This window comes from Burkholderia sp. AU6039 (assembly GCF_002223365.1).
In the GTDB taxonomy this organism is placed as follows: Bacteria; Pseudomonadota; Gammaproteobacteria; order Burkholderiales; family Burkholderiaceae; genus Burkholderia.
In genome coordinates this window covers 160,399-183,172 of the sequence record NZ_NKFK01000001.1, presented here as the reverse complement: position 1 = coordinate 183,172, position 22,774 = coordinate 160,399, and the positions used below count along the sequence as shown (strand labels likewise).

The following is a 22,774-nucleotide window of genomic DNA, read 5'->3' as shown; positions in this document are numbered from 1 at the left end:
GATGACGACTCCCACACCTGGCGTGGCGCACGGCGGTTCGCGCATCTTTACGCGACTCGACCACCCGTACTACATCCTCGCGCCGAATTTCCGGCAAACCTCCGGCGGGATCCGCGCGATGCACTACCTGTGCCACGTGCTGAACCAACTCGGCCACGAAGCGTACGTCTGCACGGCGGTCGTGCATCCCGAGCTGCGCACACCGCCGCTGACCAACGACATCGCACAGATGCATGCCCGCGCGAACCGCAGCCCGATCGTCGTCTACCCGGACGTCGTCACCGGCAACCCGCTCAACGCGCGCTGCGTCGTGCGCTACCTGCTGGCCGAGCCCGGCCGCATCAACGGCGAACCGATCAGCCTGCAGCCGGACGACCTCATCTTCACGTTCGGGCCGTCGCTGGTGCCCGAGGAATGGCAGGCGGACCTGCTGCGCATACCGCTGGTCGACACGCGCATCTTCAACAGCGACGGTGTCGACGACGCCCGCCGCAACGGCACGGCCGTCTTCATCAATCGCCACCTGCGGCGCGGCGGCACGCTGCATCCGGTCACCGCCGAGTCGATCGAAATCTCGACCCGCGTGCCGGAACGTTCGGCGCACGAACTCGCGGCGCTGTTCCGACAGGTCGAGTGCGTGTACACGTACGAATGGTCCACCGCCGTGTTCGAAGCGCTGCTGTGTGGCTGCCCGGTCGTGTGCATCATGAATGACGCGTCGCTGTCGGAGCCGACCCGGTGGGTGATGGACGGCAAGGGCATCGCGTGGGGGCTCGACGAACACGAGATCGCCCACGCGAAGGCCACCGTTCACGAAGCGCGCAGCGTCTACCTGAAGGAAGAGGAGACGTTCTGGCAGCAGTTGCAGCACTTCGTCGAGCGGACCCAGGCGCACGCGGACACGCTGGATGCGCAGGCCGTCGCGACGGGCGCCGCCGCCCAGGGACAGCCCGCGGCCGCGCCGCGCTCGTGCATCGCGGTCGTCACCGCCGAACCGGCCGACCATGCGCGCACCAGCCTGCGCTTCGCGCAGCCGTTCGCGCGGCTGGACCGCGAATGGGCGCTGACGTTCCCGGTCACGCCAGCCGGCATCGATCCCGACGCGCTGCAGCGCGCGAACCTGATCGTGCTGCAGGGCGACACGCCGGGCCTGCTGTCCGCCGCCACGCTGGAACACCTGTTCTCGCTCGGCAAGCCGGTCGTCCTCGACATCGACGTGCCGCTCGACACGCTGCTCGCCGACCTCCCCGGCGCGGCCGACAACGCGCGCCGCAAGGCGGGCATCCGCAGCGCCGTGCAGCATGCGCATGCGATCGTCGTGCCGTCGGAAGCGCTGGTGCGGGAGTACCGTCATGTCAATGCCTCGGTGCACGCGCTGCCGACCGGCGTCGATCTCGAGCGTCTGCACCGCGCGGCGCCCGGCGTGCGCGACCACGTGAATCTCGCGGTTTCCGGCACCGGGCTCGACGGCACGCGTCTCGAGCAGGTCCGCCACGCGCTGGCCGAGCTCCGCCGGCGGTTTCCGGGGAAGCTCCGGGTGTCGTTCGTCGGCGCGGCGCTGCCGGCCGGCTGGGACCGCGAACCGGACGTCACGCTGATCGCGGAGCCTGCCCCTTACGACCGCTACGCCGACGCGCTGAAGCGCGCGGACCTCGACATCGCGCTGGTCGCGGCGCCGGTCACGTTGCGCGACGATGCGCCGCCGCGCGCATGGCTCGAATGCTCGGCGGCCGGCGCGGCCACGGTGCTCGTCGCCACGCCGGCGCAAGGCGGCCCGGTTGTCCACGGCAGCACGGCCTGGCTCGTCGCCGACACCGCCGACGCGTGGGTCGACGCGATCGCGCACCTGATCGAGCATCCGCACACCCGCGCGCAACTCGCCGCGGCCGCGCAGGATGCGATCCGCGCGCAGCACGACATCGGCCGCAACGCCGCCCGCCACGGTGCGCTGTACGCGCGGCTGCTGGCGGAGAACCGGACGCTCGCGCCCGTCGCCGCAACTGCGGACGCCGCACCGCGCGGCAAGCGCATGGTCGTGTATTCGATCGATCCGGACGCATGCGCGTCGTCGCGCATTCGCCTCACGCTGCCGTTCGGTCTGCTGAGCGATGAATGGGAACTCGTCCCGGGCTTCCGGGACGGCCAGCTCGACAGCAGCGTGCTGGCCACGGCCGACGCCATCCTGCTGCACCGGCTGGCGCCCGGCATGCTGACGGGCAACGACCTGTATACGATCTTCAAGCATGAAAAGCCGGTGATCTACGAGACCGACGACCTGCTGACCGACCTGCCGGCCGCGCATCCGCTCGCCGCGCAAGGCGGGATGGCCCGCGCGGGGATCGAGCTCGTGCTGCGCAACGCGGACGCCGTGATCGTATCCACGCCGTTCATCGCCAGCCGCTACCGGCTGTCGCACCCGCGCGTTCACGTGCTGCCCGACAGCGTGGACTTCGACCGGTTCTACCGCCCCGTGACGGCGCGCGGCGACGACTGCGTGACGATCGGCATCGCCGGCGCGTCGCTGCGCGCCGACAACTTCGCGCTCGTCGACGCGGCGCTACACGCGATCTGCGCGCGCCATCCCGGCAAGGTCCGGGTGAGTTTCGTCGGCGCGGACGTCCCGCCGGGCTGGGCCGGCCACCCGGCCGCCGGGTGCGAGCCCGAGCTTCACGACTACGACGCGCACGCGCAACGCCTGCCGGAACGGCGCTGGGACATCGCGCTGCTGCCGCTCGCCGACCACGACTACAACGCCGGCACGAGCACGATCCAGTGGCAGGAATACGCGGCGGCCGGCATCGCGTCGATCGTCAGCAACCGGCCCGCCTATCGCTTCGCGCTGCACGACGGCTGCGACGGCCTGCTGGTCCCGGATGCGCCGCAGGCCTGGGTCGACGCGCTCGAGCGGCTGATCGCGCACCCGGCGCTGCGCCGCGGGCTCGCGCGCACGGCGCAGGCGAAGGTCCGCAAGCATCACGCGCTGCAGCAGGCGCTGCCGCGCTATCGCCATGTGTATCAGCAATGCATCGACAAAGGCGCGATCGGCAACCTGCCCGCCCGCCCCGATGCGCCGATCCCCGGCGCGCTGATCCTGGACGCCGAGGGCGACCTCGACCAGGTCCGGCTGAGCCTGCAGGACATCGCACGGCGGCCGGAACAGGATCTGCTGGCGGTCGTGGTGACCACGTCGCAGGCGCCGCTGCCCGAATGGACCGACAAGGTGCGCTACCTGCACGCGCCCGCGCACGAGTACACGGCCACCGTCGAGCAGCTCTGCGCACTGCCGGCGTTCGACTGGACGCTGATCGTCGAGGCAGGCGACGGGCGTGCCGCGCAGGCACGCACGCCCGCCGATGCCATGATCGCGTAAGTCTGTGCGCGCCGTGCCGCCTGCCTGACGCTGGCGGCCAGGCGCGCGATCCCTGCAGCGCGCGCTGTGCTCAGGTGCTCGAACAGCCGCCGCAACTGCTCGAGCTGCATGAGCTCGACGAACTGCACGAGCTGGAACTGCTGCTGTCTCCGGCGCCCGAGTCGAACGAACCGCTCGACCCGCCGGTTTGCACGGCAACGGGCGGCGGCGCCATCAGCACGTTCGAATGCGCGGCCCACACGGTGCCGGCGAGCGCGCCGGCGCCGAATAGCGCGGCCGTCCACAAGAGCCCGTCCGGCGTCGCGCGGTCGCCCCGGCGTTGCTCGCGGTGCGCGTCGAGCGCCGCCTCGCCGCCGCGCGTCATGCCGCCGCACCCGAAGCCGGGCAGGCGTTCGACCATGAAGTGGTACGCGACCATGAACGCCGCCATGACAATCATCAGCAACAGCACGGGCCGGCCGCGGCTCAGGCCGACCGCGAGCTTCGCCGCGCCCGCGCCGAACACGAGCAGCAGGATCGCGCGCGCGGCCATCCGCGTCGCCCGCATCTCGCCCGGCGCCCAGAGCCAGCCTTTGCGCTGCAACGCCGCGGCGCAGTCGGCTTCGCGCCACGCGAGACGCTGACGAAACGCGTGGCAGCTCGTCTCGCCGCCGGGTTGCCGCCTCAGCCATTCCCAGTCGGCGCCATACACGCCTGCGTGTCGCGGATCGTCGATCCGCACCCGCGCGTCGTGGCCCTTGCTCATCCGCAGCTCGATCGCACCGGCATGCGCAAGCGACAGCATCACGACCTGCGCCATCCGCGCACCGCCGCCCGCGAGATACGCCGCTTCCTCCGCGCTCAGGTCGGGCGACGATTCGGGGGCGCGCGTTCCCCACACCCGGTGGCGGTATTCGATCCACTGCAGGCCGGCGATCAGCAGCAGCGCGGCGGTGCAGAGCGGCACGTAGAACAACCCGAGAAAGTCCGGCCCCGAGAAGTCCAGCACATTGAGATCGCTCGCGCTCGCGCAGGTCGCCGCGACGCTGATCGCCGCCGTCGGCCACGCGAACTTCGCGAAGCGCCGCCAACGTCGCGGGCGCGCGGCGGGCGCGCTCGACGGGCCGTCGCGCAGTGCTGCGCGCTGCACCGGGGCGTCGGCGGGCACGGCCGGCTCGGCGACGGGGCGCGGCCAGATCGCTTCGGGCGGCTCGCAGCCGAACAGCCGGCGATAGCTGTCGAGCGTGTCGCGATAGCGCTGCGCGTATACGGCGGCTTCGTCCGGCGCGCCCGTGCCGGGCATGTGATGCAGCCGCGCGCGCAGCACGCCGGCGCAGAAGACGTCCCAGTATTCGAGCGTGTACTGCAGGTGGAAATGCCACGCGGCATCGACCGCGACCGACGGCGTGACCGGATGGCCGGCCGCCTGCGCGAGGAACGCGAAGCGCTTGTATTCGTCGATCACGGCCAGCGCATGCGCATGCGACCAGCCTTCGGCTTCGGCAAGGCGCCGGCTGTACGGCAGCGGCGCGGTCGGATCGTCGGGGGAATAGGCGTGCAGACGCGCGAGCAATGCCTGCTGCGCATCGGTCAGCGCGCGGGCATCGACTGCGGTCGGGGTAGACAGGATGTCAGCCATCGGAAGTCGGCGCGATGCGCGGACGGCCGCCGCGATCGTCGCTTGGAGTGGTCGTTGCAGGGGATTCTCGCATGACGGTGCGGCGGCAGGCGCACGCCGTGCATCGGCAACCCCTGCCTTCGGAGTTTTACCTACGCGCCCCCCGCCCTTGCCCGGCAAGGGCTCGACACGCGTCGCACGGCGCAAAACCAAGGCTGCACAAGGTCAATCAAGGCCGCCCCGGCTCACGCCAGCTGCATTCCGGCTGCACGGCGCACGCCGCACCCGCCCGCGACGCGCCCATCAAGCGCCGATCGAACACCCGCACGGAAAGCGTAAGGCCCGATGCCCGTCGCGACACGCGCCGCGCTGCGTCTCCGCACAGGCCACGCATGCGTGTCGTTGAACGCCGCCCGGCGAAGCTCGACCATGGGAACCCTCTCCACTGCCTCACCGCCCGGGACCTCGCCATGGCAAGCAGCACGACATCGACAAGCCTCCACCACGCGCCGGCCGGCGACTGCGTCGCGTTCCCGCATCAGGAGCGCCGGCCATGATCGTGCGCACCCTGCAGGGCGACACCGTCGACGCGCTGTGCTGGCGCCATTACGGCCGCACGGACGGCACCGTCGAAACCGTGCTCGAAGCCAACACCGGGCTCGCCGGCCTCGGCGTCGTGCTGCCGGCCGGCACGCCCGTCCATCTGCCGCCGCTCGACACCGCCACGCGCGCCCGGCCGTTGCTGCAACTGTTTGACTGACCCTGGAATCGCCTGCATGGCCGAACCGAACCTCACCACCGCCGCGATGCTGTCCGCCGCGATCGGCGTCGCCGGGCTCGCACCCGGCATCGACGGCAACGCGCTGATCGGCGCGTTCACGGGCGCCGCGCTCGTGGTCGTCACGTCGAAGGAAATCGGCGTCGCACGGCGCGCCGCGTACCTGCTGATCTCGCTCGTGATGGGCTATCTCGCCGCGCCGGAAATCGTCGGCGCCACGCCGATCCATTCGACGGGCGTCGCCGCGTTCTTCGCGGCCGCGCTCGTCATCGCCGTCACGCTGCAACTCATCGAACGGGTCAAGACGCTGGACCTGCTCGCGCTGTTCCGCAAGGGGGGATGACATGCCGCTCCCGCTCGTGCTGATCGCGCTCTGCGCCCACGTCGCCGTGCTCGTGCGCGTGCTCACCTACCGGCGCAACGGCGCGCGGCACCGGCATCGCGCGTCCTGGTTCGCGTGGATCGTCGTGGCGGTCGCCGGCGGCGCATCGATCGAATTGCTGCTGCATGCCGGCTCCGTCGGCTTCTTCGAAGCGGCTACCGCCGTCCTGCTGGCGATGTCCGTCTGCGGCACGCGCGGCAACGTCGCCCGCCTGCTCAGGAGTGAATGAATCATGAAGACCCGCCGCCTCGGCGACCACGGCGACGACGTCGGCCTGCTGCAACGCCGGCTGATCCGCGCCGGCTATCCGGTGCAGGTCACGCATCTCTACGACGCGGCGACCGAAGCCGCCGTGATCGCGCTGCAACGGAACACCGGCCTCGTCGACGACGGCATCGCCGGCCCGAAGACCTGCGCCGCGCTGGCCACCGGCCGGCGCGATCCGACCCACCTCGCGCTCGCCGATCTCGAACGCGCCGCACGCACGCTCGACGTGCCGCTCGCGTGCATTCGCGCGGTCAACGAAGTCGAGTCGCGCGGCGCCGGGTTCCTGCCCGACGGCCGGCCCGTGATCCTGTTCGAACGCCATGTGTTCTGGAAGCGGCTGCAGGCACGCGGCATCGATCTCGCACCGTTCGCGGCGCGCCAGCCGGACATCGTGTCGCGCACGCGCGGCGGCTATCGCGGCGGCGCCGCGGAATACACGCGCCTCGCGACGGCCGAGTCGATCGATGCCGGCGCCGCGTGGGAATCCGCGAGCTGGGGCGCGTTCCAGGTGATGGGCTATCACTGGGCGCGCCTCGGCTATGCCGGCATCGACGAATTCGTCGCGTGCATGGAAAGCGGCGAAGCCCGGCATCTCGACGCCTTCGTCCGTTACATCGCGGCCGACGACGCGCTGCGCCGCGCACTCCGCGACCGCCAGTGGGCCGCATTCGCACGCGCATACAACGGCCCCGACTACGCGGCGAACCTCTACGACGTGAAGCTCGCGCGCGCCTATGACCGCTATGCGTCGCAACCGGCCGCGTCGACGCCGGGCGGATCCGCATCGACCGGCGCCCCGTCCGCCGCATGAACGGGCTCGCCGCGAAATTCGCCGCCTGCGTCGCCGCGCTTGCCGCGTGCGCCGTCGCGGCGCTGGTCGTGCATGCGCTGCGCGCCGACCTGGGCGCCACGCGGCAGCAACTCGTCGAGGCACGACAGGCGCTCGCCGGGCGCGACGACGTCATCGCGCGCATGCGGCAGGACACCGCCGAGCGCGCCCGACAGCAGGCCCGGCTCGACCGCTCGCAGGCCGCGATCGCGTCGAAGCTCGACGCCACCCGACTTGAAAACCGGAGATTGACCGATGAAAACGCCGCGCTTCGCGCCTGGGCTGGCACTCGTCTGCCTGACGACGTTGTCCGCCTGCAAGCCAATCCCGCTCTCACCGGCGCCGACGCTTACGTCGAATACGTGCCAGGCGGTGAGCCCCTGCACGCTGCCGATGCTCGCGCCCCGCACCAACGGTGAGCTCGATGCCGCGCTCACGCTCGCGAAGGCGGCCTGGGCGACCTGCGCGGCGCAAGTCGACATGATCGCGGCATGCCAGGCCGGCACGCCCGCAACCCGCCACGGAGCGCATCCGCATGATTAAGCCAGACAGCCTGCGGCAGGCGCTCGTCGCCGCCATCCCGTCACTCGGGACCGAACCGCGTGCGCTGACCGTGCTCGTCGAGCAAGGATCGATTGCGACCACCGGCACGCTGACGCCGTCGTTCGAATACCGGTACACGGCCCACGTGCTCGCGACGAATTTCTCCGGCGACACCGATCCGGTGTTCGTCGCGGTCGTCGAATGGGTCCGCAAGAACCAGCCGGATCTCGTGACGAATCCCGCCGCGCGCACGAGCGGCATCACCTTCGAGGTCGGCGTTCGCGACCCGGCGGCAGTCGACCTGTCGATCCGGCTGGCGCTGACGGAAAGCGTCAACGTCGCAACCGGGCCGGACGGCCGGCACGTGATCACCCACGTCGACGACACGCTGGTCGATCCGGCCAATACGCTCACCTGGGTCGCGCTGCCGCAGATCAGGTAAGCCCGGCGGGCGGCAGCTCGTCTTCCTGCACGCGGCATCGATGCCGCGTGCTATCGAACGACCGCCGTGCACCGTGCGTGCACAGTGTTCTGCAGCGTTCATTCACCAGGTAAGCCCGGCGGGCGGCCGCCCGTCTTCCTGCATGCGGCATCGACGCCGCGCGCTATCGAACGAACACCGTGCACCGTGCGTGCACAGTGTTCCGCTGCGTTCACTGCCGCAACGGCTGCGCGTCGCTACCGGACATCTCGTCTCGCCCTCTTCGTTTCGCGCGCCGTGGCGAACTTGCATGTCGCGATCGCAACGCCGATCGCCTGCTCGTGCATCGCCCTCGAATCGACCGGCATCGGCGACGCGCGCCGCGTCGACGTCGTCGCCCGTGGCAACACCTCCATGCGCGCCCCATCCTCGTGTCCCGCCGCACAACACCCCTCTGCATCTCGTCGCCACGCAACCCGTCGCACCTCCGCCCAGCCGCCGCGGCGACGTCGCTCCGCTCACGCATTCCAGCCTCGCCACCCCATCGCCAGGGCGCACGACGCCATCCTCACGCCAACCGGTGATGCGATTTTCGACGCGCGCGTTCGTGCCGGCATCCGGTGCGCGCTGTCCTCGTCGCGACGACACAGGCCATCGCTCGCGCCCCGGCTGCCCGACCGTCACCATGGCTGCATGGACGCAAATGAAATTCAACGGCAGGCACGCAACGCGGTGCGCAAGGGAACGATCCTCGCGGTCGACCATGCGGCCGCGTTGTGCCGCGTCTCGGTCGGCGACGCCGACTCCGACGGCAGCGGCCTGCAGACCAACTGGATTCCGTGGGTCGCCGGTACCGCCGGCGGCACGCGCGAGTGGCTGCCGCCGACGCCGGGCGAACAGGTCGTGCTGCTCTGCCCGATGGGCGATCCGGCGCAGGGCGTCGCGCTGCGCGGCGTGTATTCGAATGCCGCGCCGGCCCCTGCCTCGAGCCCGGACACCCACGCACGCGTCTACCCCGACGGCGCGAGCATCACGTACGACCACGCCGCCCATGCGCTCACGGCGGAGCTGCCCGCCGGCGCGACCGTGCGCATCATCGCGCCGGGCTCGGTCGTCGTGCAGACCCGCGACGCCACGGTGAAGGCCGAGCGCATCACGTTCGACGCGCCGCAGACGACCTGCACCGGCGCGATGACGGTCAAGGGCCCGTTCGCGTTCGAATCGGGCATGACCGGCACCGGCGGCGCCGGCGGCGGCGCCACGATGCAGATCGACGGCGCGGCCACCTTCACCCGCGAAGTGACATCCCAGGGCATCAGCCTCCCGCATCACACGCATCGCGAACAAGGCGATGGACAACTCGTGAGCGCACCGCAATGAAAGGCATGAACGCGAACACCGGCCGCTCGATCTCGGGCCTGGACCACTTCTACCAGTCGATCGGCAGGATCGTGACGACGCCGCTCGCGTCGTGCGTGAAACGCCGCACGTTCGGCTCCGAGCTGCCCGACCTGATCGACGCACCCGGCAACGGCACCGTGCGCACCCGGCTGTACGCGGCCGTCGCGACGGCGCTCATGCGCTGGGAGCCGCGCCTGACGCTCACCCGCGTCGTGCTCGCCGCCGACGACGCGAATGCGGCCGCCGGGTCGGTCTATCTCGACATCGAAGGCTGGACCGGCGAGAACGGCACGGCCGTGTCGACCCGCGTGCCGATGACGAACGGGAGCCCCGCATGAGCGTGACGCCGATCGACCTCTCGCAGCTGCCGTCACCCGACGTCGTCGAAACGATCGACTACGAAACCCTGCTTGCCGCGCGCAAGGCCCGCTTCGTGTCGCTCTACCCGGCCGACGAGCAGGCCGAGATCGCCGCGACGCTCGCGCTCGAATCGGAGCCGGTCGTGAAGCTGCTCCAGGAGAACGCGTACCGCGAGATCGTGCTGCGGCAGCGCGTAAACGACGCCGCGCGCGCCGTGATGCTGGCCTATGCGGTCGGCACGGACCTCGATCATCTCGCCGCGCTGTTCGGCATCCGGCGCCTGACGATCACGCCCGCCGATCCGGAACACGACGTCGCGGCGGTCATGGAAAGCGATACCGACCTGCGCGCCCGCACGCAGCTCGCGCCGCAGAGCCTGTCCGTCGCCGGCCCCGAAGGCGCGTACGTTTCGCACGCACGCAACGCGGACGGACGCGTGCTCGACGCGTCGGCGGTCAGCCCGGCGCCGTGCGAAGTGCTCGTCTCGGTGCTGGCGCGCGATGGCGACGGCACGGCGGACCCGGCGCTGATCGCCGCGGTGGCAGCCGCGCTGCAGGCCGATGACGTGCGGCCGCTCACCGACAAGGTCACGGTGCGCGGCGCGGAAATCCTGCGCTACCAGGTGCGCGCGCGGCTCGTGTTCTTTGCGGGCCCGGATCGCGCGGTGGCGCTCGCGGAAGCCAACCGCGCGATGAAGAAGTACACCGAATCCATGCATCGCCTGGGAATGGAGGTCACGCTCGACGGGATCTATGCGGCCGCCCGTGCGGCCGGCGTGCAGAAGGTGATCCTCGAAAGCCCGCTCGCCGGCCTGCCGGCGACGAAGCAGCAGGCGCCGTATTGCACCGGAATCGAGCTGATCGACGGCGGGGTGTACAGCAATGAATGACGTCCTCCCGCCGAACGCGACGCGGCTCGAGCGCCGGCTCGCCGCGACGAACGCGCGCATCGACGACGTGCCGACGCCGCTCGCGACGCTGATGAATCCGGACGCGATCCGGTCCGACCTGCTGCCGTGGCTCGCGTGGCACCTCGGCGTCGATGCGTGGAAGGACTACTGGCCCGAGTACGTGAAGCGCGCCCGGGTCGGCCAGGCGATTCCGATCGCCCGCCGCAAGGGCACCGCCGCCGCGGTGCGCGAAGTCGTCGCGGCCTTCGGCGGAAACATCGTCCTGCGTGAATGGTTCGAGCAGCGCCCGCCGGGCCAGCCCGGCACGTTCGACCTCGTGATGACCGTCAGCGGCCAGGAAGGCCAGCCGCCGACCGCCGAATACGTCGCCGACATCCTCACGGAAATCGACCGGACCAAGCCGGTACGGGCGCACTACACGTTCACGCAGGGCTTCGAGATGCGGGGCCGACAACCGGTCGGCGCCGCCGCGCGCGTGGCGGCCTATCGCCGCCTGAACCTCACCGACTACTGATCGCACATGGCAACCCAGATCATCATCACCGACGCCGGCCGTGCCGCGCTCGTCGCCGCCGGCAACGGCGGCACGAACGCCCACCAGGTCGTGGAAATCGGCCTGGCGAACGCGCCGTTCGTCGCCGACAAGGGGCTCACGAAGCTGCCGAACGAGCTGAAGCGGATCAAGTCCTTCGGCGGCGCCAACGTCGCGCCGGACACGATTCATACGACGCTGAAGGACGACACCGCGGACCAGTACTCGCTGTACGGGTTCGGCCTCTATCTCGAGAACGGCGTGCTGCTGGCCAGCTATGGCCAGGCGACGCCGATCATGGAGAAGTCGCCGGCCGCGATGCTGCTGCTGTCGTCCGACCTGCAGTTCGCGACGATCGACGCGACGAAACTCGTGTTCGGCGACGCGTCGTTCCTCAATCCGCCGGCGACTACCGAGCGGCAAGGCGTGGTCGAGCTGGCGACGCAGGCGGAAGTGAACGCGGGTGCGGACGATGCGCGCGCAGTGACGCCGAAAACCGCGGCGTCGAGATATGCGGCGCTGACCGGGGCGAAGTTCACCGGGCCGGTCGTGACTGAATTCGATGCGGGTCCCGACACGGCGCATGTCACGATTCGCCCCCCATCGGGCAAGAGTGGGCGTGAAGGCCGCATGCGCCTGTATGGCACGTTCAGCGGTACCAGTACCGATACCGGGTCGCGCCTCGTCGCGACGATGCGCTCGGGTTTCGACAACGGCGCATGGGGGCGCGAATACGTCGACCTGTGGCTCAACCGTGCGGTCAACGACAACGAGAACGACGCGAATCAGGCGCTCGCCCTGCGCATCGCGTACGGTGGCCGTGTGCTGATCGGGATGACGAGCGACGACGGCACGAACAGTCTGCAGGTCAACAATGGTCTCGCCGTGGCGCGCTACGGATCCGCACAACGTGTGGCGCTATCGGCCGGCGTGCTGAACGCGGTGAACTCGTATTCGTATCCTGCGAACGCGAGCCCGCTTGTACTCAACTCGACCACGGATGCGTCGAATGCCGGTGTGACCGGCGGCAGCGTCGGGATCAATTTCCAGGTCCTGGGCGAGACCAAGGCCTCCATCAGCCAGAACGGCAACGTATTGATCGGTCAGCCGAAGGACGCCGGCACGCACTTGCTGCAGGTCGGCGGAAACGCCACTTTCAAGGGCAGCTTAACCTCCCGCGAAATGGACGCCAACGGTGCGCATTTCCGCGCGATCTCCAACGACTACGGTGCCTTGCTGCGCAACGACGGCACGAACATGTATCTGCTGTCGACGAACAAGGGCACCCCGGAAGGGCAGTGGAACGATTTCCGCCCGTTCGCATGGAATCTCGCGACCGGCCTCGTCACGATCGACGGCCAGGGCGCCGGTACGACGATCGGCGGCAATGCAAACGTCCGCGGCGAGCTTTCGGTTGGTACCAGTCAGGCTCAAGGCTCGATTCGTGTCGGTCCTGTCGACGGCTTCCTCTATTCGAACAGCGATGGCTATGGCTGGTGGACGCCGACAAAAGGCGCATTCCAGTATTACATCGCCGATCGCACTTTCCGCATTGACGGTAACCCCGTGTGGCACTCGGCCAACCTCACACCGCTCGACCGCATGAAGGGCGGCACGATGTCGGGGGATCTCTGGTTCGATCCGGGCAAGCGGATTTTCCTGTCGGAAGGCAGCGCGAAAGCACCGTCCCTCACGTTCATCAACGACGGCGCGCCGGACACGGGCCTATACCACATCAACGACGGCTCGTTCGGCGTGACGTGCAACTCGATCCCGCAGGTTTCGTTCACGCCGGGCGGCACCGTCTTCCAGACCCCCGTGCAAGGCCCGACACCCGCAACGGGCGATCGCTCGAAGGCGCTCGCCACGACCGAATGGGTGCTGGCCGCCCTCTCGACGGCGACGGTCGGCCAGATCGTATTCGAGCCGCGCACGCTGCCGCGCGCCGGGTTCCTGAAAGCGAACGGCGTCCTCGTCAATCGTGCCGACTACCCCGCTCTTTGGACCTATGCGCAGGCCAGCGGCACGCTCGTCTCGGACGACGAATGGCGCAACGGACGCTGGGGCTGCTTCTCCACTGGCGACGGATCGACGACGTTCCGCCTCCCGGAGCTGCGCGGCGAGTTCATCCGGTGCTGGGACGACGCCCGCAGTATCGACAAAGATCGCACGATCGGCTCCTGGCAGGACAGCACGAACCGATTGCACGGCCACGGCGCGAGCGCGAGCGAAGTCGGGGATCACGTGCACTCGGCATGGACCGACGCGCAGGGCTGGCACGGTCACGGCGTCAACGATCCCGGGCATAGCCACGGCGTCAACGACCCAGGGCACTCGCACGGTACGGACGTGCCCCACGGCGGTGGCGGGGGAAATCAACGCTCAGTAGTTGGCCCCTTTGGTATTGACGGCTTCTACAACACATACGGCTCGGGAACAGGAATTTGGCTGAGCGGCTCCGGAACCGGAATTGGCATCAACGGCGACGGCAACCACGGCCACAACGTCGGTATCGGCGGCGCCGGCCGCCACAGCCACGCCATCACCGTCAACGGTGACGGCGGCAACGAAGCGCGGCCGCGCAACGTCGCGCTACTCGCCATGATCCGCGCCTACTAACCTGGATAACGAAACATGCTGATCCATCACTACAGCCAATCAAACGGCGAATACCTGAGCAGCGGCCAGCCCGACGCCGATCCGCGCAACCCCGAACGCTGGCTCGTGCCGTCATGGGCGACGTTCGACGAGCCGCCGGCGCGCACGCCGACGACCTGGCCGTTCTACCGCGACAACGCGTGGACGCTGCTGCCGGACTTCCGCGGCCGCCTCTGCTATCGCACCGACACGGGCGAACCGGTCGAAATCGCGACTGCCGGCAAGACGCCTGACGAACTCGGCCTCACGACCGAACCGCAACCGTCGCCGCGCCATGCGTGGATCAACGGCGCGTGGACCGTTCCGGCTGCGCTGCTCGAGCGCGAGAAACGCGACGCCGCGATGGCCGAGTTCGAGCGACGACTCGAAGCCGCGCGCAAGGCGAACGCCGGCAAGGCCGATGCCTACGCCGCGGGCCTGCTCGACGACGAAGGCGTCTATTACTTCAAGGCCTGGTCGGCCTACCAGATGGCACTCGTTTCGGTCGTCCAGGCCGACACGTTCCCCGATGCGGTGACGTGGCCGACTACGCCGGCGCCATACGTACCGCCTCCGCCTTCGCAACCGGAACCGCAGCCGGAACCGGAATCGAAGCCCCAGCCCGACGAACCCAGCGCACCTGCAGCTCCGGTCGCGGACCCCGCGGCCTGATCCGCACGGGATTTCTCCCGTTCTCTTTCATCTGATCTGCACACACAGGAGCCACACACCATGCCGCAGGATTACCACCACGGCGTACGCGTCATCGAAATCAACGAGGGCTCGCGCCCGATCCGCACCGTGTCGACGGCCGTCGTCGGCATCGTCTGCACCGCGTCCGACGCCGATGCCACCGCCTTCCCGCTCGACACGCCCGTCCTGCTGACCAACGTCGTCGCCGCGCTCGGCAAGGCCGGCACCAAGGGCACGCTGCGCCGCACGCTCGACGCGATCGGCCGACAGACCAAGCCCGTCACGATCGTCGTGCGCGTCGCGGAAGGCAAGGACGCCGCCGAGACGGCGACCAACGTGATCGGCACCGTCACCGCCGACGGCAAGTACACCGGCATGAAGGCACTGCTCGGCGCGCAGGCGCGCTTCGGCGTGAAGCCGCGCATCCTCGCGACGCCGGGCCTCGACACGCAACCCGTCGCCGCGGCGCTCGCGTCGATCGCGCAGTCGCTGCGCGCGTTCGCCTACGTGTCGGCCAACGGCTGCAAGACGAAGGAAGAAGCCGTCACGTATCGCAAGCAGTTCAGCCAGCGCGAACTGATGGTCGTCTGGCCGGACTTCCTCGCGTGGGACGACACGACCAGCAAGACGATCGTCGTGCCGGCCACCGCGTACGCGGCCGGCCTGCGCGCGAAGATCGACAACGACACGGGCTGGCACAAGACGCTGTCGAACGTCGGCGTGAACGGCGTCACCGGCATCAGCGCCGACGTGTCGTGGGACCTGCAGGATCCGGCGACGGACGCGGGCTTCCTCAACGAGCAGGACGTGACGACGCTCGTGAACCGCAACGGCTTCCGCTTCTGGGGTTCGCGCACGTGCTCGGACGATCCGCTGTTCGCGTTCGAGAACTACACGCGCACCGCGCAGGTCATCGCCGATTCGATCGCCGAAGCGCAGATGGCCATCATCGACGGCCCGCTCAACCCGTCGCTGCCGCGCGACATCATCGAAACGATCAACGCCAAGTTCCGCGAATGGATCTCGCAGGGCTACCTGATCGGCGGCTCGGCCTGGTACGACCCGGAGCCGAACACGACCGACGTGCTGAAGTCCGGCAAGGCGTATCTCGACTACGAATACACGCCGGTTCCGCCGCTCGAAAACCTGATGCTGCGCCAGCGCATCACCGACCGTTACCTCGCCGATTTCGCCGCGCGCGTCAGCGCGTAACGACCGGCCTCACCAGGAGTCAAACACGATGGGTATGCCTCGCAAACTCAAGGGATTCAACCTGTTCCAGAACGGCGAGAACTTCGTCGGCCAGGTTGTCGAAGTCACGCTGCCGAAGCTCACGCGCAAGATGGAGGACTACCAGGGCGGCGGCATGAGCGGCCCGATCAAGGTCGACTTCGGGCAGGAAGGGATCCAGCTCGAATGGACCTGCGGCGGCTTCATGCGCTCCGTGCTCGGCCAATACGCGATCACCAAGCACGACGGCGTGCTGCTGCGCTTCGCCGGCGGCTACCAGTCCGAGGATTCGACCAACGTCGACGCGATCGAGATCGTGATCCGCGGCCGCCACAGCGAAATCGACCCGGGCACCGCGAAGTCGAAGGAAGACACCGCGTTCAAGGTCACGACCGTCGCCAGCTACTACAAGCTGTCCGTGAACGGCCAGGACGTGATCGAGATCGACTTCGTCAACATGATCGAGAAGGTCAACGGCAACGACCTGTTCGCGGCGCTGCGCAACGCGATCGGCCTGTAATCCGCCGCCCGGCCGGTCACCCGGCCGGGCCCTTCCTCGCCCTTCCCCCCGCTTGATCACCGACAGGACCACCATGAATCCGATGCAACCCGACCCGGCCGCGAACGACTTGCAGGCCGATGCGTCCACCGTCGCCGCGCCCGACCAGGACGATCCGGCCACCCACACGCTCGACACGCCGCTCGTGCGCGGCAACCAGACGATCACGTCGATCACGCTGCGCAAGCCGAAATCGGGCGAACTGCGCGGCGTATCGCTGTCCGACCTTGTCAGCCTCGACGTCGTCGCGCTGTCGAAGGTGCTGCCGCGCATCAGCTCGCCGATGCTGACCGAAGCCGACGTCGCCGGCCTCGACCCCGCCGACCTCGTGCAGCTGGGAGGCATCTTCGCCGGTTTTTTGATGCCGAAGGCCGTGAAATCCCGACTGGCCTCCCAGACCGCGTAGAAGACCCGATGGCGGACATCGCGACGGTGTTCGGCTGGACACCGCCCGTGATGGATGCCTTCAGCCTGGCCGAGCTGATGGACTGGCGCGAGCGCGCACGAGTACGCGCCGGCGCCCAATGAGCGAAACGATCGACGATGGACAACACCACGAAACTGCGCGTCATGTTCGACATGGTCGACAACATGACGAAGCCCCTGCAAATGATGCTGACCGGCAACAAGGGGCTGGCCGATTCGCTGCGGGCCACCCGCCGCGAGCTGGATGACATGGCGAAGACGCAGAAGCGCATCGGCGAGTTTCGCGAGATGCGCAAGGGCCTCGCCAATACGGCATCGGAGCTCTCGGCGGCACGCGCACGCGTCGACACGCTCGCCCAGTCGCTGCGCGCGACCCGCTCGCCGTCGCAACAGATGATCAGCGACTTCAACAAGGCGCAACGCGCGGCCGAGAACCTGGCGTCCGCGCACCACTACCAGGCCGGTCGCGTACAAGCCATGCGCACGCAGCTCGCCGGCGCGGGTATCGACACGCGCAACCTGTCGCGGGACGAGCGCAACCTCCGCGCGACGATGGCGTCGCGTGCGTCGATGATCGACGCGGGGGTGCGCGGGTACGACACCCGGCGCCAGCAGCAGGCCGACGCCCGGCGCGCCAGGATCGACGCACTGCGCGGCGTCGGCGAGAAGTGGGCGAAGCGCGGCGAGACGGTCAAGGGCGTCGGCAAGAACATGCTCGGCATGCTGTCCGATCCGCTCGACGCCGCGAAGCAGGCCGAAAGCGAAACGCTGCGCATGCGTGCGGCGGGTGCGTCGGCCGACGCGGTGAAGTTCGCGCGCGCGCAGCAGGCCCCGGGGCTGTCGACCATCGACAACCTGGCGCTGATGCGCGAATCGCTGACCGAGTTCGGCGGCGACGAACAGCATGCGCGGGTCGCGCTGCCGCTGCTGTCCTCGATGAAATTCGCGAACGAGGCGCTGTACGGCAAGGAAGATGCGAAGAAGAGCGTCGACCAGTTCATGAGCATGCTGAAGGTGATCGACCTGCGCGGCGGCACGAAGAGCGAAGCGGCGTTCGGCGCCGAAGCGAACATCGTGCAGAAGATGCAGACCGCGACCGGCGGCAAGGTCAGCGGCGACGAGTGGAACAACTTCGCCGAATCGGGCGGCAACGCGGCCAAGAAGTTGCGCACCGACGCGTTCTATTACCAGATGCAGCCGCTCATCGAAAAGCTGGGCGGCAAGTCGGCCGGCGCAGGCCTGGCCGCCCTGTCCGGCAGCGCGCTCGAGGGCAAGGCGTCCGCACTCGCCGCGCAACGGCTGGCGGCGCTCGGCCTCGTCGATCCGAAAGGGCTCACGCACCGGAAGAACGGTGCGATCGCCGGGCTCAAGCCGGGCGCGCTGGCGGGCAGCGACATGCTGCAGGCGTCGCCGTTCGAATGGCTCGAAAAGGTGCTGCTGCCGAAGCTCGCCGCCAAGGGCATCACGAGCCCCGACAAGGTCAAGGCCGAGCTGGCGAAACTGTTCCCCGACAAGGCCGCGGGGAACCTGCTCACCACGATGTATGACCAGCGCGAGCAGATCCACGACACCGAGCGGCAGAGCGCCGCCGCCGACGGCGTCACCGGCATGCGGGCGAAAGCCGCGGATTCGACCGCGGGCCGCGAGCTCGTCGTCCTCGCTCAGTTGCGCGACCTGAAGCTCGAGATCGGCGAGAAGATCACGCCGATGTACAACACGGCACTGGACGTCACGGCCACCGTGCTCGAGAAGATCGTCAAGTTCGTGCGCGAACACGGCACGGCCACCCGCATCCTCGCCACGACTTTCGCCGGGCTGGGCGGCGTACTCACGGTCGTCGGCACGCTGGCGAGCGTCTTCGGCAACGTGCTCGGATCGGTGAACGTGCTCCGCTTCGCGACGTCGATGGTCAGCGCGTTCAGGCTCGTCGGGCAGGCGTTCATGGTGCTTGGCCGGCTCGCGCTGGCGAATCCGGTGATCGCCGTGATCAGCCTGATTGCAGCGGCCGCCATCTACGTCTGGCAGAACTGGGACACGCTCGGCCCGAAGTTCATCGCGCTGTGGGAAACCATCAAGGGCGCGTTCGGCGCGGCCGGCGACTGGATCACCGCGAAATGGGACGCCACCGTCGAGTGGGTGAAGACCGCGATCGGCGGCATCGGCGACTGGTTCGGCGACATCGGCACGCGCTTCCAGGAAATCGGCGCCAGCCTGGTGTCGGGGCTCGTCGACGGCATCAAGAGCCGCTTCGTCGCGGTGAAGGAGACGGTCGGCGGCCTGGGCAGTTCGATGCGCGACTGGGCCAAGGAAAAACTCGGCATAAAGGCTTCGACCGCGCCCGACGACGCCACGGCCGGCGCCCCGTCGCTCATGGCCCGCACCGCCGCCGCCCTCACGACCACCGCCGCGCTGGTCGGTCCGCCCGCGTTCGCCGCGAGCCCCGCGATCGCCGCCGCCGCCCCGCTCGAGCGCTACAACCTGTCGCTCGACTACCGCGCGCCGCTCACGGCACCGGCCGTCGCTGCCGCCAGCGCCGCGCCCGCGAGCGGCCCCGTCACCATCAACATCGCACCGCCGCCCTGCGCCGATGCGGCCGAGATCGCCCGCATGGTGCGCGCCGAGCTCGAACGGGCCGAACGCGCGAAGGCGTCGCGCGCCGGCTCGCGCCTGTCCGATTGATCGTTCGTTGAAGGAAACCCGCCCATGATGATGTCGCTCGACCAGTTCGTTTTCAGCCTGGCGACCACGCCGTACCAGGAGCTCCAGCGCCAGCGCAACTGGAAGCACCGCACCAGCTCGCGCATCGGCGTGCGCGATGCGAGCCAGTTCACCGGCGCCGGCGACGACACGATCACCCTGTCCGGCATCGTCGCCCCCGACAACGGCATCGGCGAGATCGCGTCGATCGAGGCGCTCGCCCGGATGGGCGACGCCGGCGATGCCTACGTGCTCGTCGACGGGAACGGCAACGTGTACGGCGCGTACGTGATCGACAGCCTCAACGAGACGGCCACGTATCACACGAAGGAAGGCATCGCGCGCAAGATCGCGTTCACGCTGACGCTCAAGCGCGTGGACGACGGCGTGCTGGCCGAACCGCAGCAGGACGACGAAAGCGGAGCGGACGAGCAATGAGCACGCTGGAACGCAAGCCGGGCGATGCGCAGGCCCGCGCGGGCCGCGTGCAGCCGCAGGCCGACTATCGGATCACGCTCGACGGCCGCGACCTGTCGCGCCTGATCGCGCCCAACCTCATCAGCCTGTCGCTGTCGGAGTCGCGCGCGGACGAGGCCGACATGCTCGACCTGGTGCTCGACGACGCGCGCGGCACGTTCGCGATTCCGAAGCGCGGCGCGAGCATCAAGCTGTCGATCGGCTGGGTCGGCGAGCCGCTCGTCGACAAGGGCGCGTTCACGGTCGACGAAGTCGAGCACGGCGGCGCACCGGACGTCATCACGATCCGCGCGCGCTCGGCATCGATGACGAAGGGCATGCACGAGCGCCGCGAGAAAAGCTGGCACCGGCAGACGATCGGCGCGATCGTGCGCACCATCGCGACGCGCCACGGGCTCACGGCCGCCGTCGACGCCACGCTCGCCGCGACGCGGATCGACCATGTCGACCAGACGCAGGAATCCGACATGTCGTTCCTGACGCGCCTCGCCAGGCGCTACGACGCGGTGATGACCGTGAAGGACAAGCGCCTGCTGTTCACGCCGATCGGCAGCGGCAAGACCGTCAGCGGCAAGCCGCTCGACGTGCTGGCCCTCACCCGCGCGAGCGGCGACCAGCATCGCTACCACATCGCGCAGCGCGACGATTACACGTCGGTGCGCGCGCACTATCACTCGAACGGCAGCGCGCGGCGGCTGTCGGTGGTCGTCGGCGACGCAAAAGGCAAGAACGTCAAGGTGCTGCCCGAGGATTACGCGACGGAAGCCGAGGCCCGGGCGGCCGCGCAAGCCGACTATGCGCGCACGCAGCGCGGCCAGTCGACGCTGAGCTACACGCTCGCACTGGGCCGGCCCGAACTGTTTCCCGAAATGCCCGTCACCGTGACGGGGTTCAAGCCGGAAATCGACGAGACGCCGTGGCTCGTGAAGAAGGCGACGCATACGATCGGCGACGGCGGGTTCACGACCGCGCTCGAGCTCGAGGTACGCGATGCGCCTAAGCAGTCGGGCCGAACCGGCAAGCGCTGACGGGTGAAGTAACGGCCAGGGCCGCGATGCCCGGCACGCGATCGCGTGCCGGCGATCGCGGTGGCGAACTCAGGATCCCGGTGGGCGGGGCGAGGCAATGCGCGGGGTGCGCGGCTCGGATTCGATGCAGCGGCCGGAGCGAATGCCGGCCGGCGGGAAGGCGTGGTGGCGGTTCAGCTCGATTGCTGACGCCCGCCGAGCGTCATGCGCGTGTCCCGCGCGTCGCCGCATTGCTGCAACGTGGCACGCGCATCGCGCAAATTGGCCATCGCCTGCAGCGCGGCCTCGAGCACCTGCCCGACCGACAGCATCGCGCTGTCGATCTTTGCGTGCGCGTCGGCCCGTTCGTCTTCGGTCAGGTCCGGACGATATCGCGGCGGGCCCATCGTCGATCCGCGCGGGTCCGCGCGATGGTCGGCGCGCGCCGACGCGCCGATCGTCCCGATGTCGTGCTTCCTGTTGGTGTCCATTTTTCCGGTCTCCGCAAACTCAGTCATCCACCGGGGGCCGCCTGACACGACGGGTCGCCTCGGAACGCCCCGCCGCCAGCTCACCGGCTTTCAGAATGCTAAACCAATACTGTATGGATATACAGTGATTCGTCCGATTTTATCCGATGCGCGTGCGCGGCGCGCTCGGCGCACCGCAGTGGAATCGGGGAAACGGAAAGGTGATGGGCCGCCCGCGCCGCCGCATGCGCTGCGGGCCCGGATCGGGCAGCGCGTGGCCGCATGCGGCGCGCTGCCGGCATGCGCGGCAGCGCGTGCGCCGGGCCGCGCGGCCGCTCATTTCTTCGGTTGCTTCGCCGCGCGCTCGGACTTCAGCCGTTCGACCTCGGCCATCGCCCGTTCGACGTTTTCCGCCGTGCGCTGATCGAGTGCCGCACGGCGATTCTCCGGCAAGCGCTTCGCGCGTCGCGCCGGCGCCGCCTGCACCATCGCGCCCGTGCTGATGCAACTGGCGAGAAACGCGTGCAGCGATGCCTTGCCTGCGTCGTTGAGCTGCCGGTACATCGCCAGCACGTCGGCTTCGTCCGCGTCGCGGCCGCCGGCCTCCGACGCCGGTTCGCCTGCGGCGGACCGTTCGCCGGTCAACACGTAGCCGATATCGACACCGATCTCGCGAACGGCCAGCAGATAGGACGCGTCGGGAGAGCGCTCATCCGACTCGTACGCCGACTGCGAGCGCCTCGCGACACCGCCCACGGTCGCAAACTCATCCTGGCTGAGCCCGATCCGCAAGCGCTCGTCCCGCAAGCGACTCCCGATTTGTGTCATAAATTACCCATTAACAATTGACGCGCTGTTTTTTGCTCATTACACTGGCCTTACCGTAACGCAAGACTATCTCGACAAAGTATACCGACCATGACTACTCCCCAAGGCCCGCGCCGTTCGCCGCGCGGCACGATGTCGGACAAACCCGTCTATGTCGGGCTGACGCCGGTCGAGCGCGGCGAGCTCGAGCAGCTCGCCGCGCAGCGCAACCGCTCGATCTCCAGCATGGCACGCGAACTGATCCGCATCGGCGCGAGCCACCTGCGCGCGATCGCGGCGCCGCGCTCGCGCCCCACCGGCCGTTGAACCGGGCGCTCTCATGTTCCGCACCGTCGAACGCGCCCGACCGTCCGTGCCCGC

Annotated in this window: 25 protein-coding genes; 22 read left to right on the top strand and 3 right to left on the bottom strand. The window is 69.2% G+C overall.

What is annotated here, in order from left to right; genetic code table 11:
- The first annotated feature begins 1 nt into the window (after position 1).
- On the top strand, positions 2-3,370 hold the full coding sequence (locus CFB39_RS00860) for a glycosyltransferase (RefSeq protein WP_089471926.1): 3,369 nt from the start codon (positions 2-4) through the stop codon (positions 3,368-3,370).
- A gap of 70 nt (positions 3,371-3,440) precedes the next feature.
- Here CFB39_RS00860 and CFB39_RS00855 read toward each other — a convergent pair whose 3' ends face one another.
- A complete protein-coding gene (locus CFB39_RS00855) occupies positions 3,441-4,988 on the bottom strand; it encodes a TIGR04222 domain-containing membrane protein (protein WP_089471925.1) in 1,548 nt (515 codons plus the stop codon).
- A 532-nt stretch (positions 4,989-5,520) separates the two neighbouring features.
- Between CFB39_RS00855 and CFB39_RS00850 the strand changes: the two genes are divergently transcribed.
- From CFB39_RS00850 to CFB39_RS00755, 20 genes are all read left to right on the top strand, one after another.
- The gene (locus CFB39_RS00850; protein ID WP_089430443.1) at positions 5,521-5,727 is read left to right on the top strand and encodes a tail protein X; all 207 of its coding nucleotides are present in this window, start codon (positions 5,521-5,523) and stop codon (positions 5,725-5,727) included.
- 16 nt (positions 5,728-5,743) lie between these two features.
- Positions 5,744-6,088 carry a putative holin gene (locus CFB39_RS00845; RefSeq protein WP_069246837.1) on the top strand — a complete coding sequence of 115 codons (345 nt, stop codon included), beginning with the start codon at positions 5,744-5,746 and terminating at the stop codon, positions 6,086-6,088.
- Between the two features lies 1 nt (position 6,089).
- Entirely contained in the window at positions 6,090-6,356 is a 267-nt protein-coding gene (locus CFB39_RS00840) for a phage holin family protein (protein ID WP_089424212.1), read from the top strand.
- Between the two features lie 3 nt (positions 6,357-6,359).
- Positions 6,360-7,205: an N-acetylmuramidase family protein gene (locus CFB39_RS00835; RefSeq protein WP_089471924.1), complete on the top strand. Its 846-nt coding sequence runs from the start codon at positions 6,360-6,362 to the stop codon at positions 7,203-7,205.
- Positions 7,202-7,642: an Rz-like lysis system protein LysB gene (lysB, locus tag CFB39_RS40675; protein WP_089424210.1), complete on the top strand. Its 441-nt coding sequence runs from the start codon at positions 7,202-7,204 to the stop codon at positions 7,640-7,642. The genes CFB39_RS00835 and lysB overlap by 4 nt, the downstream gene beginning before the upstream one ends.
- Positions 7,530-7,766: an Rz1-like lysis system protein LysC gene (gene lysC, locus CFB39_RS40575; protein WP_226207559.1), complete on the top strand. Its 237-nt coding sequence runs from the start codon at positions 7,530-7,532 to the stop codon at positions 7,764-7,766. Before lysB ends, lysC begins: the two co-directional genes overlap by 113 nt.
- Positions 7,759-8,208: a phage tail protein gene (locus CFB39_RS00820; protein ID WP_089471923.1), complete on the top strand. Its 450-nt coding sequence runs from the start codon at positions 7,759-7,761 to the stop codon at positions 8,206-8,208. Before lysC ends, CFB39_RS00820 begins: the two co-directional genes overlap by 8 nt.
- A 672-nt stretch (positions 8,209-8,880) precedes the next feature.
- A complete protein-coding gene (locus CFB39_RS00815) occupies positions 8,881-9,567 on the top strand; it encodes a phage baseplate assembly protein V (protein WP_089471922.1) in 687 nt (228 codons plus the stop codon).
- Entirely contained in the window at positions 9,564-9,926 is a 363-nt protein-coding gene (locus tag CFB39_RS00810; RefSeq protein ID WP_089471921.1) for a GPW/gp25 family protein, read from the top strand. Before CFB39_RS00815 ends, CFB39_RS00810 begins: the two co-directional genes overlap by 4 nt.
- The gene (locus tag CFB39_RS00805; protein ID WP_089460282.1) at positions 9,923-10,837 is read left to right on the top strand and encodes a baseplate J/gp47 family protein; all 915 of its coding nucleotides are present in this window, start codon (positions 9,923-9,925) and stop codon (positions 10,835-10,837) included. The genes CFB39_RS00810 and CFB39_RS00805 overlap by 4 nt, the downstream gene beginning before the upstream one ends.
- On the top strand, positions 10,830-11,372 hold the full coding sequence (locus tag CFB39_RS00800; protein WP_089471920.1) for a phage tail protein I: 543 nt from the start codon (positions 10,830-10,832) through the stop codon (positions 11,370-11,372). Before CFB39_RS00805 ends, CFB39_RS00800 begins: the two co-directional genes overlap by 8 nt.
- A 6-nt stretch (positions 11,373-11,378) precedes the next feature.
- Positions 11,379-14,009 (top strand): phage tail protein, encoded by a 2,631-nt coding sequence (locus tag CFB39_RS00795; protein ID WP_089471919.1) that lies wholly within the window; start codon positions 11,379-11,381, stop codon positions 14,007-14,009.
- A 15-nt stretch (positions 14,010-14,024) separates the two neighbouring features.
- On the top strand, positions 14,025-14,699 hold the full coding sequence (locus CFB39_RS00790) for a tail fiber assembly protein (protein WP_089471918.1): 675 nt from the start codon (positions 14,025-14,027) through the stop codon (positions 14,697-14,699).
- A gap of 60 nt (positions 14,700-14,759) precedes the next feature.
- On the top strand, positions 14,760-15,932 hold the full coding sequence (locus CFB39_RS00785) for a phage tail sheath protein (protein WP_089471917.1): 1,173 nt from the start codon (positions 14,760-14,762) through the stop codon (positions 15,930-15,932).
- Between the two features lie 28 nt (positions 15,933-15,960).
- Positions 15,961-16,470, top strand: coding sequence for a phage major tail tube protein (locus tag CFB39_RS00780; RefSeq protein ID WP_048251463.1), 510 nt, complete (start codon positions 15,961-15,963; stop codon positions 16,468-16,470).
- 73 nt (positions 16,471-16,543) lie between these two features.
- A complete protein-coding gene (locus tag CFB39_RS00775) occupies positions 16,544-16,915 on the top strand; it encodes a phage tail assembly protein (RefSeq protein WP_089471916.1) in 372 nt (123 codons plus the stop codon).
- Between the two features lie 8 nt (positions 16,916-16,923).
- Positions 16,924-17,037 carry a GpE family phage tail protein gene (locus tag CFB39_RS00770; protein WP_006484104.1) on the top strand — a complete coding sequence of 38 codons (114 nt, stop codon included), beginning with the start codon at positions 16,924-16,926 and terminating at the stop codon, positions 17,035-17,037.
- A gap of 15 nt (positions 17,038-17,052) precedes the next feature.
- Complete coding sequence (locus CFB39_RS00765; RefSeq protein WP_089471915.1) at positions 17,053-19,614, top strand: phage tail tape measure protein; 2,562 nt, start codon at positions 17,053-17,055, stop codon at positions 19,612-19,614.
- Positions 19,615-19,638: 24 nt separating this feature from the next.
- Positions 19,639-20,070, top strand: a complete 432-nt coding sequence (locus CFB39_RS00760) for a phage tail protein (RefSeq protein WP_069246823.1) — start codon at positions 19,639-19,641, stop codon at positions 20,068-20,070.
- Positions 20,067-21,137, top strand: a complete 1,071-nt coding sequence (locus tag CFB39_RS00755; RefSeq protein WP_089471914.1) for a phage late control D family protein — start codon at positions 20,067-20,069, stop codon at positions 21,135-21,137. The genes CFB39_RS00760 and CFB39_RS00755 overlap by 4 nt, the downstream gene beginning before the upstream one ends.
- Positions 21,138-21,310: 173 nt before the next feature.
- On the opposite strand, the gene CFB39_RS00750 is transcribed toward CFB39_RS00755, so the two are convergent.
- Positions 21,311-21,607: a hypothetical protein gene (locus CFB39_RS00750; protein WP_089430434.1), complete on the bottom strand. Its 297-nt coding sequence runs from the start codon at positions 21,605-21,607 to the stop codon at positions 21,311-21,313.
- Positions 21,608-21,922: 315 nt separating this feature from the next.
- Positions 21,923-22,342 (bottom strand): XRE family transcriptional regulator, encoded by a 420-nt coding sequence (locus tag CFB39_RS00740; RefSeq protein ID WP_069249199.1) that lies wholly within the window; start codon positions 22,340-22,342, stop codon positions 21,923-21,925.
- Positions 22,343-22,504: 162 nt separating this feature from the next.
- On the opposite strand from CFB39_RS00740, the gene CFB39_RS00735 reads away from it, so the two are divergent.
- Positions 22,505-22,720, top strand: a complete 216-nt coding sequence (locus CFB39_RS00735; protein ID WP_089471912.1) for a hypothetical protein — start codon at positions 22,505-22,507, stop codon at positions 22,718-22,720.
- Positions 22,721-22,774 lie beyond the last annotated feature (54 nt).